This is a genomic window from Saccharopolyspora ipomoeae, from assembly GCF_029952525.1.
Classification (GTDB): Bacteria; Actinomycetota; Actinomycetes; order Mycobacteriales; family Pseudonocardiaceae; genus Saccharopolyspora; species Saccharopolyspora ipomoeae.
Map to the genome: position 1 here is coordinate 490,425 of NZ_JASAOF010000001.1, position 14,273 is coordinate 504,697.

The 14,273-nt window shown below is 71.4% G+C and carries 15 protein-coding genes; 3 read left to right on the forward strand and 12 right to left on the reverse strand.

The window, feature by feature from the left end:
* Positions 1 to 76: 76 nt before the first annotated feature.
* From QFW96_RS02385 to QFW96_RS02420, 8 genes are all read right to left on the reverse strand, one after another.
* Entirely contained in the window at positions 77 to 1,516 is a 1,440-nt protein-coding gene (locus tag QFW96_RS02385; RefSeq protein ID WP_281453796.1) for a glycoside hydrolase family protein, read from the reverse strand.
* Positions 1,516 to 1,950 (reverse strand): type II 3-dehydroquinate dehydratase, encoded by a 435-nt coding sequence (gene aroQ, locus QFW96_RS02390; RefSeq protein WP_281453797.1) that lies wholly within the window; start codon positions 1,948 to 1,950, stop codon positions 1,516 to 1,518. Before aroQ ends, QFW96_RS02385 begins: the two co-directional genes overlap by 1 nt.
* Positions 1,947 to 3,059 carry a 3-dehydroquinate synthase gene (gene aroB / locus QFW96_RS02395; protein WP_281453798.1) on the reverse strand — a complete coding sequence of 371 codons (1,113 nt, stop codon included), beginning with the start codon at positions 3,057 to 3,059 and terminating at the stop codon, positions 1,947 to 1,949. The genes aroQ and aroB overlap by 4 nt, the downstream gene beginning before the upstream one ends.
* 32 nt (positions 3,060 to 3,091) lie before the next feature.
* Positions 3,092 to 3,607, reverse strand: coding sequence for a shikimate kinase (locus tag QFW96_RS02400; RefSeq protein WP_281453799.1), 516 nt, complete (start codon positions 3,605 to 3,607; stop codon positions 3,092 to 3,094).
* Positions 3,607 to 4,812: a chorismate synthase gene (aroC, locus tag QFW96_RS02405; protein WP_281453800.1), complete on the reverse strand. Its 1,206-nt coding sequence runs from the start codon at positions 4,810 to 4,812 to the stop codon at positions 3,607 to 3,609. The genes QFW96_RS02400 and aroC overlap by 1 nt, the downstream gene beginning before the upstream one ends.
* Before the next feature lie 48 nt (positions 4,813 to 4,860).
* Positions 4,861 to 5,448: a prepilin peptidase gene (locus tag QFW96_RS02410; protein ID WP_281453801.1), complete on the reverse strand. Its 588-nt coding sequence runs from the start codon at positions 5,446 to 5,448 to the stop codon at positions 4,861 to 4,863.
* Between the two features lie 160 nt (positions 5,449 to 5,608).
* Complete coding sequence (locus QFW96_RS02415) at positions 5,609 to 6,064, reverse strand: PTS sugar transporter subunit IIA (RefSeq protein WP_281453802.1); 456 nt, start codon at positions 6,062 to 6,064, stop codon at positions 5,609 to 5,611.
* Positions 6,061 to 6,423 (reverse strand): PTS sugar transporter subunit IIB, encoded by a 363-nt coding sequence (locus tag QFW96_RS02420; protein ID WP_281453803.1) that lies wholly within the window; start codon positions 6,421 to 6,423, stop codon positions 6,061 to 6,063. Before QFW96_RS02420 ends, QFW96_RS02415 begins: the two co-directional genes overlap by 4 nt.
* A gap of 104 nt (positions 6,424 to 6,527) precedes the next feature.
* Here QFW96_RS02420 and QFW96_RS02425 point away from each other — a divergent pair, with 104 nt between their 5' ends.
* From QFW96_RS02425 to QFW96_RS02435, 3 genes are all read left to right on the forward strand, one after another.
* Positions 6,528 to 7,286, forward strand: coding sequence for a GntR family transcriptional regulator (locus QFW96_RS02425; protein ID WP_281453804.1), 759 nt, complete (start codon positions 6,528 to 6,530; stop codon positions 7,284 to 7,286).
* Positions 7,287 to 7,394: 108 nt separating this feature from the next.
* A complete protein-coding gene (locus QFW96_RS02430) occupies positions 7,395 to 8,648 on the forward strand; it encodes a PTS transporter subunit EIIC (protein ID WP_281453805.1) in 1,254 nt (417 codons plus the stop codon).
* Between the two features lie 41 nt (positions 8,649 to 8,689).
* The gene (locus QFW96_RS02435) at positions 8,690 to 8,953 is read left to right on the forward strand and encodes an HPr family phosphocarrier protein (protein WP_281453806.1); all 264 of its coding nucleotides are present in this window, start codon (positions 8,690 to 8,692) and stop codon (positions 8,951 to 8,953) included.
* A 144-nt stretch (positions 8,954 to 9,097) separates the two neighbouring features.
* Here QFW96_RS02435 and QFW96_RS02440 read toward each other — a convergent pair whose 3' ends face one another.
* The 4 genes from QFW96_RS02440 to alaS are packed head-to-tail and all read right to left on the reverse strand — an operon-like array spanning position 9,098 to position 14,271.
* The gene (locus QFW96_RS02440) at positions 9,098 to 9,943 is read right to left on the reverse strand and encodes a shikimate dehydrogenase (RefSeq protein WP_281453807.1); all 846 of its coding nucleotides are present in this window, start codon (positions 9,941 to 9,943) and stop codon (positions 9,098 to 9,100) included.
* Positions 9,930 to 11,132 carry an endolytic transglycosylase MltG gene (locus QFW96_RS02445; RefSeq protein ID WP_281453808.1) on the reverse strand — a complete coding sequence of 401 codons (1,203 nt, stop codon included), beginning with the start codon at positions 11,130 to 11,132 and terminating at the stop codon, positions 9,930 to 9,932. The genes QFW96_RS02440 and QFW96_RS02445 overlap by 14 nt, the downstream gene beginning before the upstream one ends.
* Positions 11,129 to 11,602 (reverse strand): Holliday junction resolvase RuvX, encoded by a 474-nt coding sequence (gene ruvX, locus QFW96_RS02450; protein ID WP_281453809.1) that lies wholly within the window; start codon positions 11,600 to 11,602, stop codon positions 11,129 to 11,131. Before ruvX ends, QFW96_RS02445 begins: the two co-directional genes overlap by 4 nt.
* The gene (gene alaS / locus QFW96_RS02455; protein WP_281453810.1) at positions 11,599 to 14,271 is read right to left on the reverse strand and encodes an alanine--tRNA ligase; all 2,673 of its coding nucleotides are present in this window, start codon (positions 14,269 to 14,271) and stop codon (positions 11,599 to 11,601) included. Before alaS ends, ruvX begins: the two co-directional genes overlap by 4 nt.
* Between the last annotated feature and the right edge of the window lie 2 nt (positions 14,272 to 14,273).

A 14,273-nucleotide genomic window follows, 5' to 3' on the forward strand; every position in this document is an offset into this window, starting at 1 on the left:
GTGAGAACTGTCCGGGCAAAACGGACATTGATCATGGGTGATTCGAGGAAAAACCGTCCCCTGGTGACGAACGTCGTCAACGTGAGGTGGGGCGGAGGTCTCCTGCGACCGGGCGGGCCGCCCATCGGGCCGGGGTGGCGTTGGTGATCTGGGAGGCGTTGGCCGCCGCGGTGGCCGAGGTGACCTTCCAGAGGCGACCTCGGGTGTCGAGCAGAGCGATCTCGCCGCTCGGGGAGCGGAAAGCCGGGGCACCGGCGGGGATTTCGGCCCTCACCGGGAGGGGGTCCAGGGGTTCCGGGCGGTCGTCCAGGACCCGGGTGGCGAGCGTTTCGGCAGCGGAGCGGCGTTCGAAGCGAACCCTGGAGCCGTCGTGGACGAGGTCGACCGTGCGGACCGGGGACGGAACCGCGAAGCCGTCGAGGGCCGCGGCCGCGCGGACCGGGTCGGCGCAGGCACCGGCGTTGGTGATGTCGAGACCGAAGTGGCGGATGTCGGTGGGCGCCGGGGCCAGGGCGGTGGCGCGCAGCACGTCCAGCGGGACGGATCCGCACGGGTCCGATGTGGACGGACGCAGGTGCCCGTTCCCGTCGCGGACCACGCCCGGGCCCTCCTGCCACGGACCGGGAATCGTCACCGGCTGGTACGGGTGCCGGGTGAAACCCGTGTCCCAGAACGTGATCTGCGTGCCCGCCTCCGTCTGGTGCGCGATGGCGAAGGCGTCCAGCGTCGGCGAGTACGCCCAGTCCGCGCTGAACGCGTCGACCACCGACCGCGTCCGCCCGGAACCGGCGGGCTGGAACCCGCGCTCGGTGAGGGCTTCAACTCCCTTGCCGAACAACGGGTCTCGCGACCGCAGCACGAACTGCCCGGCACCGTTCCAGCCCGCCCCGCGAGCCGTGGTGTCGGTGAACAGCAGGTAGAACCACCCGTCCAGGAACAGCGCCGAGGGCTGCCCGGCGCCGTAGACGTTCGAGCGCGCGACCTCGCCCGCCGCCGTCACGATCGGCGCCGCACCGCGCGTCCACGCCATGCCGTCGGGGCTGGTCGCCACGCCGATCGCGTTGCCGTGGGCGTGATCCCCGGCCGCACCCGTGTAGTACAGGTAGTAGCGGCCGTCGACGCGCAGCACCGACGGATCGCAGGTGTGCATCCCGTCGAAACGGCCCGGCTCACCGGAGAACACCGGCGCCGCGGGCCCGAACGGGCCGTCCGGCGAGGCCGCCGAAGCGTGCAGGACGTCATCGCCCGCAGGACCGACGCCCGGCAGCTGACTGCACCACCACGCGCGGTACCCGCTGCCCTCGGCCATCACCGACGGCCCGTAGTTGTACGGCGCGGGCAGCCCACCGGCCGCCACCACGCCCGGACTCGACCGCACCGCACCGGTTCTCAGCTCCACCGGCATCGGAACCGGCTTCCGCTGCTCGGCGACCGGCACCACCGGGCTGCCGTCGACGTGCGTGCAACCCGCCAGCAGCCCGATCGCGACCAGGACTAACGGCAGGCGACCGCGCACTACTCCCCCGGCTTCTCGGCCAGCCAGCGGATCGCCAGCGGGTACCCGGCCACGCCCAGCCCGGCCATCACCGCGGTCGCGATGTCGGACAGGTAGCTGGTGTGCCGGAACGGTTCCCGCTTGTGCACGTTGGAGATGTGCAGCTCGATCAGATCGGCGGTCAGCTGCGACGCGGCGTCGCGGACGGCGACCGAGTAGTGCGTCCACGCGCCCGCGTTGAGCACCACCGGCCAGGAGGCGTCGGCGGCCTCGTGCAGCCAGCCGACCATCTCGCCCTCGTGGTCGGTCTGCCTCACCTCGACCTCGACGCCGAGGTCGCGACCGGCCTGCTCGCACAGCGACACCAGGTCGGCGTAGGTCGTGCTGCCGTAGACCGAGGGCTCGCGCTTGCCGAGCCGACCCAGGTTCGGGCCGTTGAGGACGAGGACCTTCACAGCAGAACCTCCGTGCTCGACTTGCTCTCGCCGCCGGTGATCGCCGAGTACGCGGCGGCGATCAGCGACGGGTCCGGGCCCTCCAGCCGCTCCGGCTTGGCCAGACCGTCGAGCACCACGAAGCGCAGCACGCCCGAGCGGTTCTTCTTGTCGGCCTTCATGCCCTCCATCAGCGAACCCAGCGCGTCCGGGTCGTAGGTGGTGGGCAGGCCGAGCAGGTCGAGGATGCGCTTGTGCCGGTCGGCGGTCTCGTCGTCGAGGCGCCCCGCCAGCCGCGCGAGCTCGGCGGCGAAGACCAGGCCGACGCTCACCGCCGCGCCGTGGCGCCAGCGGTAGCGCTCGCGGCGCTCGATGGCGTGGGCCAGCGTGTGGCCGTAGTTGAGGACCTCGCGCAGGTGCGACTCCTTGAGGTCCGAGGAGACCACGTCGGCCTTGACCTGGATGGAGCGGCGCACCAGCTCGGCCAGCACGTCCCCGGTCGGGTCGGTGGCCGCGTCCGCGTCCTCCTCGACCAGCCGCAGGATCTCGGGGTCGGCGATGAAACCGGCCTTGACGACCTCGGCCATCCCGGCCAGGAGTTCGTTGCGCGGCAGGCCTTCCAGCGTCGCCAGGTCGCACAGCACCAGGCTCGGCTCGTGGAACAGGCCCACCAGGTTCTTGCCCGCGTCGGTGTTGATGCCGGCCTTGCCGCCCACGGCCGCGTCGACCATGCCCAGCAGCGTGGTCGGCACGTGCACGGCCTTCACCCCGCGCATCCAGGTCCCGGCGACGAACCCGCCGAGGTCGGTGACCGCGCCGCCGCCGAAGGACACCACGACGCCGTCGCGGTCCATGCCGATCTTGCCGAGCACCTCCCAGCAGAACCCGGCGACCTGGAGGCTCTTGCCGTCCTCGGCGTCGGGGATCTCGACCCGGTGCGCGTCGATGCCGGCCTCGGTCAGCTCCTCGCGGACCGCCTCGATGGTGGCGGTGATCGTGGGCTGGTGCACCAGCGCGACGCTCGACGCGTCGGCGAGGAATTCCACCAGCTCACCGAGCAGCCCCCGCCCCACGACCACGTCGTAGGGCTGCTGGCCGTTCACGCTGATCCGAACCGGCTCGGAGGTCATCGTCGTCCCTTCGGCAAATCGGGGAGGGTGTTTCAGTCGGCGAGTGCCGCGAGGTCGTCGATGACCTTGTCGACGACGGCCGCGGGCCCCAGTTCGTCGGTGGCGACCTCCACGGCCGCCACCGAGCGGTAGATCGGCAGCCGCTCGTCGAGCAGCGCCTTGAAGGTGGCGCGCGGGTTGACCCCGGCCAGCAGCGGGCGCGCGCTGGAGAGCCCCACGCGGCGGGCGCCTTCGGCCAGCCCGACCGACAGGAACACCACCGGGTGCCCGGCCAGCCGCTTGCGGGTCAGCTCGGAGAGCACCGCTCCCCCGCCGACCGCCAGGACGCCGTCGTGCTCGCTCAGCGCGGTGTCGACGGCCTGCTCCTCCAGGGCGCGGAAGGCGGGTTCGCCGTCGTTGGCGAAGATGTCGGAGATCTCCCGGCCGGTGCTCGACACGACGTCGGCGTCGGTGTCGCGGAACGCGACGTCGAGGCGCTCGGCCAGCATCCGGCCGATGGTGGTCTTGCCCGCGCCGGGCGGACCGATCACGATCGCGCGCGGCGCCATCACCGCACCTGCCGCTTCTCCGCGCGCTCCCGCAGCGAGGCCAGGTAGCCCTCGACGTTGCGGCGGGTCTCCGGCAGCGAGTCGCCGCCGAACTTCTCCAGCGCGGCCTCGGCCAGGACCAGCGCCACCATCGTCTCGGCGACCACCGCGGCGCGCGGCACGGCGGTGATGTCGGAGCGCTGGTGCATGGCCTGCGCGGGCTCGCCGGTCTCCATGTCGACCGTGGCCAGCGCGCGCGGCAGGCTGGAGATGGGCTTCTTGGCGGCGCGCACGATCAGCGGCTCGCCGTTGGTGATGCCGCCTTCGAGACCACCGGCGCGGTTGCTGGCGCGGCGGACCCAGTTGACGCCCTGGTCGGGGTAGATCTCGTCGTGCGCGGCGCTGCCCCGGCGGTGGGCGTTGGCGAAGCCCTCGCCGATCTCCACGCCCTTGACCGCCTGGATGCTCATCAGCGCGCCCGCCAGGCGGGCGTCGAGCTTGCGGTCCCAGTGCACGTGCGAGCCGATGCCCGGGGGCAGGTTGTAGGCGATGACCTCGACGACGCCGCCGAGGGTGTCGCCGTCCTTCTTGGCCGCGTCGACCTCGGCCATCATCCGCTCGGTGGCGTCGTCGCCGAAGGCGCGGACCGGGTTCTCGTCGATGGCGCCCAGGTCGTCCGGGCCGGGCAGCGTCTCGCCGGTGGCGTCCACGCCGCCGAGGCTGACCACGTGGCTGACGATCTCGACGCCGAGCAGCTGCCGCAGGAACTGGCGGGCGACGGTGCCGACGGCCACGCGCGCGGCGGTCTCGCGGGCGCTGGCGCGCTCCAGGACCGGGCGGGCCTCGTCGAAGCCGTACTTCTGCATGCCGGCGATGTCGGCGTGGCCGGGGCGCGGGCGGGTCAGCGGCTCGTTGCGGGCCAGCCCGGCCAGCACGTCCTCGTCGACCGGGTCGGCGGCCATGACCTGTTCCCACTTGGGCCACTCGGTGTTGCCGATGCGCACCGCGATCGGGCCGCCCTGGGTGCGGCCGTGGCGGACACCGCCGATGATCTCCAGCTCGTCGGACTCGAAGTTCATCCGCGGGCTGCGGCCGAAGCCGAGCTTGCGGCGCTCCAGCTGGGTCGCGATCTCGGTCGAGGTCACCTCGACCCCGGCCACCATGCCTTCCAGCACCGCGACGAGGGCGGGGCCGTGCGATTCTCCAGCGGTCATCCAGCGCAACACGACTTAGATCCTGCCACGCTCTGCCCTGGGGGAACCCGGCCGGGTGGGTCAGGGCCAGCCCAGCGTCACCAGCCAGGACGGCAGCAGCAGCGCCGGACCGTGCGCGACGGCCCGAGTTCGCCGCGACAGCACCCCGACCAGCGTCAGCAGCGCCGCAGCGACCATCACCGCGAGGACGGACTGGACCGATACGGAACCGACGACCATCCCGAGGACTCCGGCGAGCTTGACGTCCCCGGCCCCCATCGACGTCGGCGCCACCAGCCGGACCACCCAATACGTCCCGCCGAACAGCCCGAGCCCGGCCACCGAACCGAGCACGACACCCGGCCGGTGCGCGGCGGCCAGGCCCAGCAGCACGGCGACGACGGGATAGGCCGGGAGCGTCAGCGCATCGGGAAGCCGGTGAACCCGCAGGTCACAGGCCCCGAGCAGAACTCCGCCCCAGCCCACGAGCAGCGACAGCGGCATCCACCACCACGGCGGCTCGCGGAGCGCGGTCACCACCCACGCGCACGCGACCGCGACCTCGCACCACCCCGCCCGCACCAGCGCCCCGCGCGGAAGCCTCCCGAGCCACCGACGGCCGCCCCGACCGGCGAGAACCCCCGCCACACCCAAGAACAACGCACTCACCCCGAGCACGCTGCCCCAACCCCCACCTCGGGCCCGGGATCTGCCGGGTGGAGGGGGGCGTGTTGGGAGCCCTTCCGGGCAGCGGGACAGTTTTAGCCATAATTGTCCGGGCAAAACGGACATTGATCATGGGTGATTATGGCTAAAACTGTCCTCGGTCTCACGCTTCGAGGGTGAAGAGGTGATCCCCGGCGAGGACCTGGGTGTCCTCGCGGAGGTCCGCGAGGGACTCCGCCAGGGCCTCCAGGGCCACGACGGGGCAGATCGAGGCGTAGCCCTGGGACTCGATCTCCGTCGGGTTCCAGGTGATGATCTTCTGCCCGGCCTCGACCACGTCGCCCTTGGCGACGTGCAGCGTGAAGCCCTCGCCCTTGAGCTTGACCGTGTCGATGCCCAGGTGCACCAGCACCGCACCGCCGTCGTCCGCCGCGACCACGAACGCGTGCGGGTGCAGCGTCACGACCTTGCCCGCGACCGGGGCGACCGCGTCGCCCTCGCCGCCGGAGGGCTTGACCGCCAGGCCCGGCCCCACCATCGCCTGCGAGAACACCGGGTCTGGGACGTCGCTGAGCGCCGTGGTGAGACCCGCGACCGGGCTGCCGACCTCGGTGCTCACATCAGGTCCTCGATGTCGCCGGCCAGCGTGTCCGCCTCCGGTCCGACCACGACCTGCACGACCTCGCCCTGCAGCATCACGCCGTGCGCGCCGGCGGCCTTGAGGCCCGCCTCGTCGACCTTCGAGCCGTCCTCGACCTCGCAGCGCAACCGCGTGATGCACGGCTCGATCTCGACGATGTTGTCCCCGCCGCCCAGCGCGGAGAGGATCGCCTGGGCCTTGTCCTGAGCCACCACGTGCTCCCTTCGTGCTTCCGCCGCCGCGGTTCGACCACCGCGACGCGACGATCTTGCGCCACGTGATGTCGATGCGGCAACGAAAACCGAGCCGTGTTGACACCTGATCGCATGACGGCGCATTCTTCGCAACCAACTGGTTTAGACCGGACAGTACCAACGAACGGTCACGGTTCTCATCCGAACCGGCGGCGAGTTCACGTCAGGGTGACACGGCAGGAGGCGGCATGGGGGAAGAACCGAGTTCTCTCCAGCGCACCCCCGCTCTGCCCGACGGACCGATGCCCAAGCACGCGCAACTCCGGGAGATCCTGCGCGAGCTGGCCGATGACGAGCTCCCGCACGGCGCCGCGGTGCCCTCGGAGCGCGACCTGGCGGTGCGCTACGGCGTGTCCCGGCTGACCGTGCGCGAAGCCATCGGCCAGCTGGTCACCGAGGGCCTGCTGGTGCGGGTGCGCGGCAAGGGCACCTTCACCGCCCGCCCGCGCATCGACTGGCAGGTGCACCTGGCCTCGTTCACCGAGGACATGCGCCGCCGAGGCATGCACCCGGAGACCGTGCTGCTCGACGCCGCCGAAGCCGTCCCGCCACCCGCCACCGCGCGAGCCCTCGGCCTCGGCCCGGACGAACCGGCGCACTGGCTGTTCCGGCTGCGCAAGGCCGACGGGATGCCGATGGCGGTCGAGCGCGGCTGGTACCACCCGCAGGCCGTGCCCGACCTGCTCGACCAGGACCTCACCGATTCGCTCTACACGCTGCTGGCCCGGCGCTACGGGCTGCGGCTGGAGTCGGGCACGCAAACCGTGCTCGCCGACGACGCCGACGCCGAGACCGCCCGGCTGCTGGGGCTGCGCCCCGGCGGGTCGGTGCTGGTGTTCCGGCGGGTCTCCACCGCGCGGGGACGCCCGGTGGAGGACATGACCTCCTGGTACCGAGGCGATCGATATCAGGTGACCATGCAGCTCGACCGCGATCCGGGCGAGTAGCAGGCGAGAACCAGACGAACGAGCACCACCGCGCAACTCGTTTTGCCATGATCTTCCGAACCCCAGGTTGACCAACCCCAGCCCGGTGAACCAAGCAGGAGGTAACCGATGAGTTCCAGCGCCGCCAAGGCGAAGCGGAGCAACAGAGGGCTCGCGCAACTCCAGCGCATCGGCCGCAGCCTCATGCTGCCGATCGCGGTGCTGCCGGCCGCCGCGCTGCTGCAGCGGCTCGGCCAGGACGACCTGCTCGGCAACGAGGGCCTGGGCGCGTCGCTGACCTGGCTGCAGCCGGTCGCCGGCGTCATCGGCGCCGCCGGTGGCGCCCTGTTCGACTACCTCCCGCTGCTGTTCGCGATCGGTGTGGCGATCGGGTTCGCCAAGAAGGCCGACGGGTCGACGGCGCTGTCCGGCGCGGTCGGCTACCTGGTGCTGCACGGCGTGCTCACCGAGATCGCCGGCACCGAGGACGGCACCTCGTTCAACAAGAGCCCCTACGGCGTGCTCGGCGGCATCGTCGCCGGTCTCGTCGCGGCCTGGCTGTGGCAGCGCTACCACCGCATCAAGCTGCCGGACTACCTGGGCTTCTTCGGCGGCAGGCGGTTCGTGCCGATCGTGACCGCGGTGTCGATGCTGGTCGTCGGCGTGGTCATGGGCCTGCTGTTCCCGCTGTTCGACGCGCTGCTGACCGCCTTCTCCGACGCGGTCACCCAGCAGGCGGTCATCGGCGGTGGTCTCTACGGCCTGATCAACCGGCTGCTGCTGCCGTTCGGCCTGCACCACATCCCGAACAACGTGGTGTGGTTCCTCTTCGGCGACTACAACGGCGTCAAGGGCGACATCAACCGGTTCTTCGAGCACGACCCGACGGCCGGCACCTTCATGACCGGCTTCTTCCCGATCTTCATGTTCGCCCTGCCCGCCGCGGCCCTGGCGATCTGGCACTCGGCCAAGCCGGAGCAGCGCAAGGTCGTCGGCGGCGTGATGCTCTCGGTCGCGCTGACCTCGTTCCTGACCGGTGTCACCGAGCCGCTGGAGTTCTCGTTCATCTTCGTCGCGTGGCCGCTGCTGCTGATCCACGCGGTGCTCACCGGGACCTCGATGGCGCTGGTCAACGCGCTGGACATCCACTCCGGCTTCGGTTTCTCGGCCGGTGCCATCGACTACGTGCTCAACTTCGGCATCTCGAAGGGCTCGATCTGGCTGGTCCCGATCGGCCTGGCCTACGCGGTCATCTACTACGTGGTGTTCCGGTTCGTGATCACCAGGTGGAACCTGCGCACCCCGGGTCGCGAGGAGGACGACAGCGCCTCGGTCGATGCGGATAATGCCGGTGGGGACGCGCCGGCCCCGGAGAAGAAGTGAGGCGGCGCGGGTCGGTTCCCGCCCCCCGATGGAGGAGAGACATGTCTGAACGACGGGTCACCGTGGCGAGCAAGGTCGGGATCCACGCTCGTCCCGCTGCTCTGCTGGCCAAGACCGCCGCTGCTCAGCCGGTGGCGATCACCATCCGCAAGGAGGGCAGCGCGCCCGTCGAGGCGGGCAGCATCCTCGGGCTGATGACCCTGGGCGCTTCCCACGGCGACGAGGTCATCCTCGCCGCCGAGGGCGAGGGCGCGGAAGCCGCCCTCGACGAGGTCGCCAAGCTCGTGGCGACCGACATGGACTGACACCTCGCACTGCGACGACGGCGGCGCTTCCCTCCGGGGAGGCGCCGCCGTTGCCGTGCGGGGACGTTGCGCGGGGACGGTTCCAGCCGGAACCGCCCGGGAGATCAGGGGCGAAATCCGGGCGATTCCGGCTGGAACCGTCCGCTACAGGGGGAGGGAGTGCCCGGTCGCCTCCGCCAGGGCGTCGCGCATCGCCGTGCGGGGAGCCGGTTCGCCGGTGAAGTGCTCGACCTGACCGAACGCCTGGTGCAGCAGCATGTCCAGGCCGGTGGCCAGGCGGCCGCCGGTGACGCGGACGGCTTCGGCCAGCGGCGTCGGCCAGGGGTGGTAGACGACGTCCAGCACGCACGGCGCCTTCGCCAGGTCCGCCGCGTGCGGATCCACCGCTCCCGCCGGGAGCGTCGAGACGACCACGTCGTGGGCGGTCGCGGCGTCGGCGAGGTTGATCGAGTCGAGCCGCTCGACCCGGACCCGCAGGCCGATCCGCTCCGCCGCCTCCAGCGCCTCGGCCGCCCGCGCGGGCTCGCGCACCGCCAAGGTCGCCTCCGACAGCCCGAGGTCGGCGAACGCCGCCAGCGTCGCCACCGCCGTGCCGCCCGCGCCGAGGATCAACCCGGCGCGCCCGTCGGTGAACCCGCCCGCGACGCGCAGCGCTCCGACAACGCCGTCCACATCGGTGCAGTCGGCGAACCAGCCGCCGTCGGCGCGGTGCACCAGCGTGTTCGCCGCACCCACCGCCTCGGCCCGCGCGGCGACCTCGTCGGCGATGCGCAGGGCCGCGCGCTTGCCCGGCATCGTCACCGACAACCCGACCCACTCCGGGCCCAGCTCGCCGACGAAGGTCACGAGCCGCTCGGCGTCCGCCTCGACGCGCTCGTAGGTCCAGGGCAGACCCAGCGCGTCGTAGGCGGCGCCGTGCAGGACCGGGGACAGCGAGTGCTCGACCGGTCGGCCGAGCACGGCTGCCCGCCGCTGATCAGAACGCGCCACGAGCCTGCGCTTCCTTGATGTAGGCGTCGTGCTGCTCCTGGTTCTCGGCGAAGCACGACGTGCCGTCCGGGTAGCACTTCACGAAGTAGCGCCACTCGCCCGGGGCCGGGCGCTCCGCCGCCTGCAGCGCCTCCTTGCTGAACGCCGAGATCGGCGTCGGCGGCAGCCCGTAGTTCAGGTAGGTGTTGTACGGGCCGGGGCGCTGCCGGTCGGCGCTGTTGGTCAGCAGCGTCGGCTTGTCCAGCGGGTAGTTGATCGTCGAGTCCAGGCCCAGCTTCATCGCGGGCTGGCCGAGCCGGTTCTCGATGACCCGGGCGACCCGCGGGAAGTCCTTGGCCAGGCCCTCGCTCTGCGTCAGCGACGCGATGATCATGACCTCGTACGGCGAGTGCCCGGTGCTCTCCGCCAGCTTCGGCAGGCCCGCGACCTCCAGCTGCGCCGCCGACTTGGTGACCACGTCGCGCAGCACGTTCTCCGCGGACTCGCCCGGCTTGACGTCGTAGATGCCCGGCATGATCAGGCCTTCCAGGCGACGCCGGGGCTCAGCCTTCGACGCGTCCGCCACGGCCCAGTCCGGCACGCCCAGCGACGCCAGGTCCGCGGTCTCGGCGGCCCGGTGCATCTCCTCGGACGTCGTGCACTTCTCGTTCTTGTTCGTGCACGTCGCCTCGGCGAGCCTGGTCAGGATGCCCGGCGTGTTGCCGCCGTTGGGCGCGGCCTGGTCCTCCAGCCGCATGCCGCCGCGGATGTCGACCCGGCCCACCTTGGCGTCGTCGGACAGGATGTGGCTGACCGCCGCCTGCCCCGACATCTTGTTGCGCATCAGGTAGTAGCCGGGCTGGATCGAGTTGATCCGCTTGTTCTCGGCCGACGCCGCGGTGAAGGCCTTGGTGCTGGCCACCACGTCCTTCTCGGACAGGGTCTTGCCGATGTCGCCGACGGTGTCACCGGAGGCGACCTCGATGACGACGCTGCCGGTGCCCTCGCCGTCGTAGTCCTCGTAGGAGCCGATCTGCATGATCTGCATGGCTCCGTAGCCGACACCACCGCCGACCAGCAGCAGGACGAACAGCCCGGCCAGGGCGGTCACCCACCGGCGCCGCTTGCGGCGGCGGAAGCGGTCGGGATCGTGTCGCCGCCGCCGGTGTTCCCCGGGCTCGTCCGCGAACAGTCCGAGATCGTCGGTCACGGGAGTTCCTCTCGTGTCTTGGTCCCCCGGCCGTCCAGATATGCCTGCAAGATCTCCACCGCAGCCGCCTGGTCCACGACGGCGCGCTGCTTCTTCCCCCGCACGCCGCGTTTCGACAGCTTCCGGCTGGCCGTCACGGTGGTCAACCGCTCGTCGTGAAATCGCACCGGCACCGGCGCGACCTTCTCGACCAGCGCCGCCCCGTAGGCCTGCGCGATATCCGCGGCGGAACCGTGGTGGCCTGCCAGCGTCTTGGGCAGGCCGATCACGACCTCCACCACGTCGTGCTCGGAGACGAGTTCGGCGATCTTCGCGAGATCGCTGCCGCCCTCCTCGTCCCTCCGCAACGTCTCCAACGGGGTCGCCAGCATCGGTGCGGGATCGCTCAACGCGACACCCACCCGGACCGCGCCGACGTCGACACCGAGCCGACGTCCCGGGCCGGGATCCGCCTGCCGGTGCTCGTTCACCCGCCAGCCACCACCTGGTCGACGCCGGTGCGCAGGGCACCGATCGCCGCGGTGATCCCCGCCGGGTTCGAGCCGCCGCCCTGAGCCATGTCCGGCTTGCCGCCGCCGCGTCCGCCGACCTCCGCGGCGAAGCTGGGCACCAGCTTGCCCGCCGCGATCCCCTGGTCGCGGGCCGCGTCGTTGACGCCGACCACGAAGCTCACCTTGCCCTCGTCGGCGGAGAACAGCGCCACCACCGACGGGCGCGAACCCAGGCGGCCGCGGATCTCCCCGGCCAGCGCGCGCAGCGCGTTGCCGTCCACGCCGTCCGGGACCTGCTCGGCCACCAGCGTCACGCCGTGCACGTCGACGCCCTTGTCGGCGAGCTCGCTCGCCGAGTTGAGCACCTGCGAGATGCGCAGCTGCGCCAGCTCCTTCTCGGCGTTGCGGAGTCGCGACACCACGCCCTGGATGCGCTCGGGCAGCTCGTCGGCGGGCACCTTGAACTGCTCGGCGAGCTGGTTGACCAGCAGGTGCTCCTTGCTGATGTGGCGCATCGCGTCCATGCCGACCAGCGCCTCGACGCGGTGCACGCCCGACCCCACCGAGGAGTCCGAGACCAGCTTGACCACGCCGAGCCGGCCGATGCGCGGCACGTGCGTGCCACCGCAGAGCTCGCGGGAGTAGTCGCCCATGTCGACCACCCGTACCTGATCGCCGTACTTCTCGCCGAACAGCGCCATCGCCCCGAGCTCCATCGCCCGGTCCATGCTGGTCGTGTAGGCGTTGACCTCGACGTCGGTCTGCAGGTAGTCGTTGACCTCCTCCTCGACCCCGGCCAGCACGTCCGGCGACACCGCCGACGGGACGGTGAAGTCGAAGCGCATCCGGCCCGGCGAGTTCAGCGAACCGGCCTGCGCGGCGCGCTTGCCGTAGGCGCTGCGCACCGCGGCGTGCACCAGGTGCGTCGCGGAGTGGGAGCGCTCGATGGCCTGGCGGCGGTTCGCGTCGACGGCGGCCTCCAGCGTGGTGTCCACGCCCAGCTCGCCCTCCAGGACCTTCGCGCGGTGCACGAACAGGCCGGGCACGCTGCGCTGCACGTCGTGGACCTCGACGGCCACGCCCGGGCCGACCAGCTTGCCGGTGTCGGCGATCTGGCCACCGCCCTCGGCGTAGAACGGGGTGCGGTCGAGCACCAGCTCGACCTCGGTCCCGGCCGAGGCGCGGGGCGCGGGCTGCCCGTCGACGAGCAGGCCCAGCACGCGGCTGTGCGCCTGCAGGTCGGTGTAGCCGATGAACTCGGTGGTGCCGTGCTGGTCGAGCAGCGTCCGGTAGGTCGACAGGTCGCCGTGGCCGGTCTTGCGGGCCTTGGCGTCGGCCTTCGCGCGGCTGCGCTGCTCGGCCATCAGGTCCCGGAAGCCCTGCTCGTCGACCGACAGGCCCTGCTCGGAGGCCATCTCCAGGGTCAGGTCGATCGGGAAGCCGTAGGTGTCGTGCAGCTGGAACGCCTTGTCCCCGGCCAGGGTCTTGCCGCCGGACTTCTTCAGGTCGGTGACGGCCAGGTCGAAGATCTTCGAACCGGCGGTCAGCGTCGACAGGAAGGCGTCCTCCTCGTTGCGCATCACCGAGTCGATGCGGTCGAACTCGGTGACCAGCTCGGGGTAGCTCGGCGACATCGCGTCGCGCACGACCTTCGCGAACTCGCCCAGCACCGGCTCCTGCACGCCCAGCAGGCGGGTCGAGCGCACGATGCGGCGCAGCAGGCGGCGCAGCACGTAGCCGCGGGCCTCGTTGCCGGGGGTGACGCCGTCGCCGATGAGCATCACGCCGGAGCGGGCGTGGTCGGCGATGACGCGGAACCGCACGTCGTCCTCGTGGGTGGCGCCGTAGCGGCGGCCGGAGAGCTCCTCGGCCTTCGCGATCACCGGCCGGACCAGGTCGGTCTCGTAGACGTTCTCCACGCCCTGCAGCAGGCAGGCCACGCGCTCGACGCCCATGCCGGTGTCGATGTTCTTGGTGGGCAGCTCGCCGATCGGCGGGTGACCGTCCTTCGGCGGCAGCTCACCCCTGATGTCCTGCATGAACACCAGGTTCCAGATCTCGATGTAGCGGTCCTCGTCGACGACCGGACCGCCCTCCGCGCCGTACTCGGGACCGCGGTCGTAGTAGATCTCCGAGCAGGGACCGCCGGGACCGGGCACGCCCATGTCCCAGTAGTTGTCCTTGGCGTCGCGGGTCTGGATGCGCTCGGCCGGGATCCCGCAGACCTTCTGCCACAGACCGGCGGCCTCGTCGTCCTTCTCGAAGACCGTCACCCACAGCCGCTCCGGGTCGATGCCGTAGCCGCCGTCCGCCTCCGACTTGGTCAGCAGCTCCCACGCGTTCTGCATGGCGCCCTCTTTGAAGTAATCGCCGAAGGAGAAGTTGCCGGCCATCTGGAAGAACGTGTTGTGCCGGGTGGTCTTGCCGACCTCGTCGATGTCACCGGTGCGCACGCACTTCTGGATGCTCGTCGCCCGCGGGTACGGGGCCGGGGCCTCGCCCAGGAAGTAGGGCTTGAACTGGACCATGCCCGCGTTGACGAACAGCAGCGTCGGGTCGTCGAGGATCAGCGACGCGCTGGGCACGACCGTGTGGCCGCGGCCCTTGAAGTGCTCGGTGAACCGGTGGTTGATCTCGTGGGTCTGCACTG

Excerpts from the sequence above, each read along its gene's own strand:
- QFW96_RS02425 (WP_281453804.1), top strand. The coding sequence starts at position 6,528 with ATGGGGGAAGAACCGAGTTCTCTCCAGCGCACCCCCGCTCTGCCCGAC.
- aroB (WP_281453798.1), bottom strand. The coding sequence starts at position 3,059 with ATGACCTCCGAGCCGGTTCGGATCAGCGTGAACGGCCAGCAGCCCTAC.
- QFW96_RS02400 (WP_281453799.1), bottom strand. The coding sequence starts at position 3,607 with ATGGCGCCGCGCGCGATCGTGATCGGTCCGCCCGGCGCGGGCAAGACC.
- QFW96_RS02420 (WP_281453803.1), bottom strand. The coding sequence starts at position 6,423 with ATGCGCCGTCATGCGATCAGGTGTCAACACGGCTCGGTTTTCGTTGCC.
- QFW96_RS02435 (WP_281453806.1), top strand. The coding sequence starts at position 8,690 with ATGTCTGAACGACGGGTCACCGTGGCGAGCAAGGTCGGGATCCACGCT.
- QFW96_RS02430 (WP_281453805.1), top strand. The coding sequence starts at position 7,395 with ATGAGTTCCAGCGCCGCCAAGGCGAAGCGGAGCAACAGAGGGCTCGCG.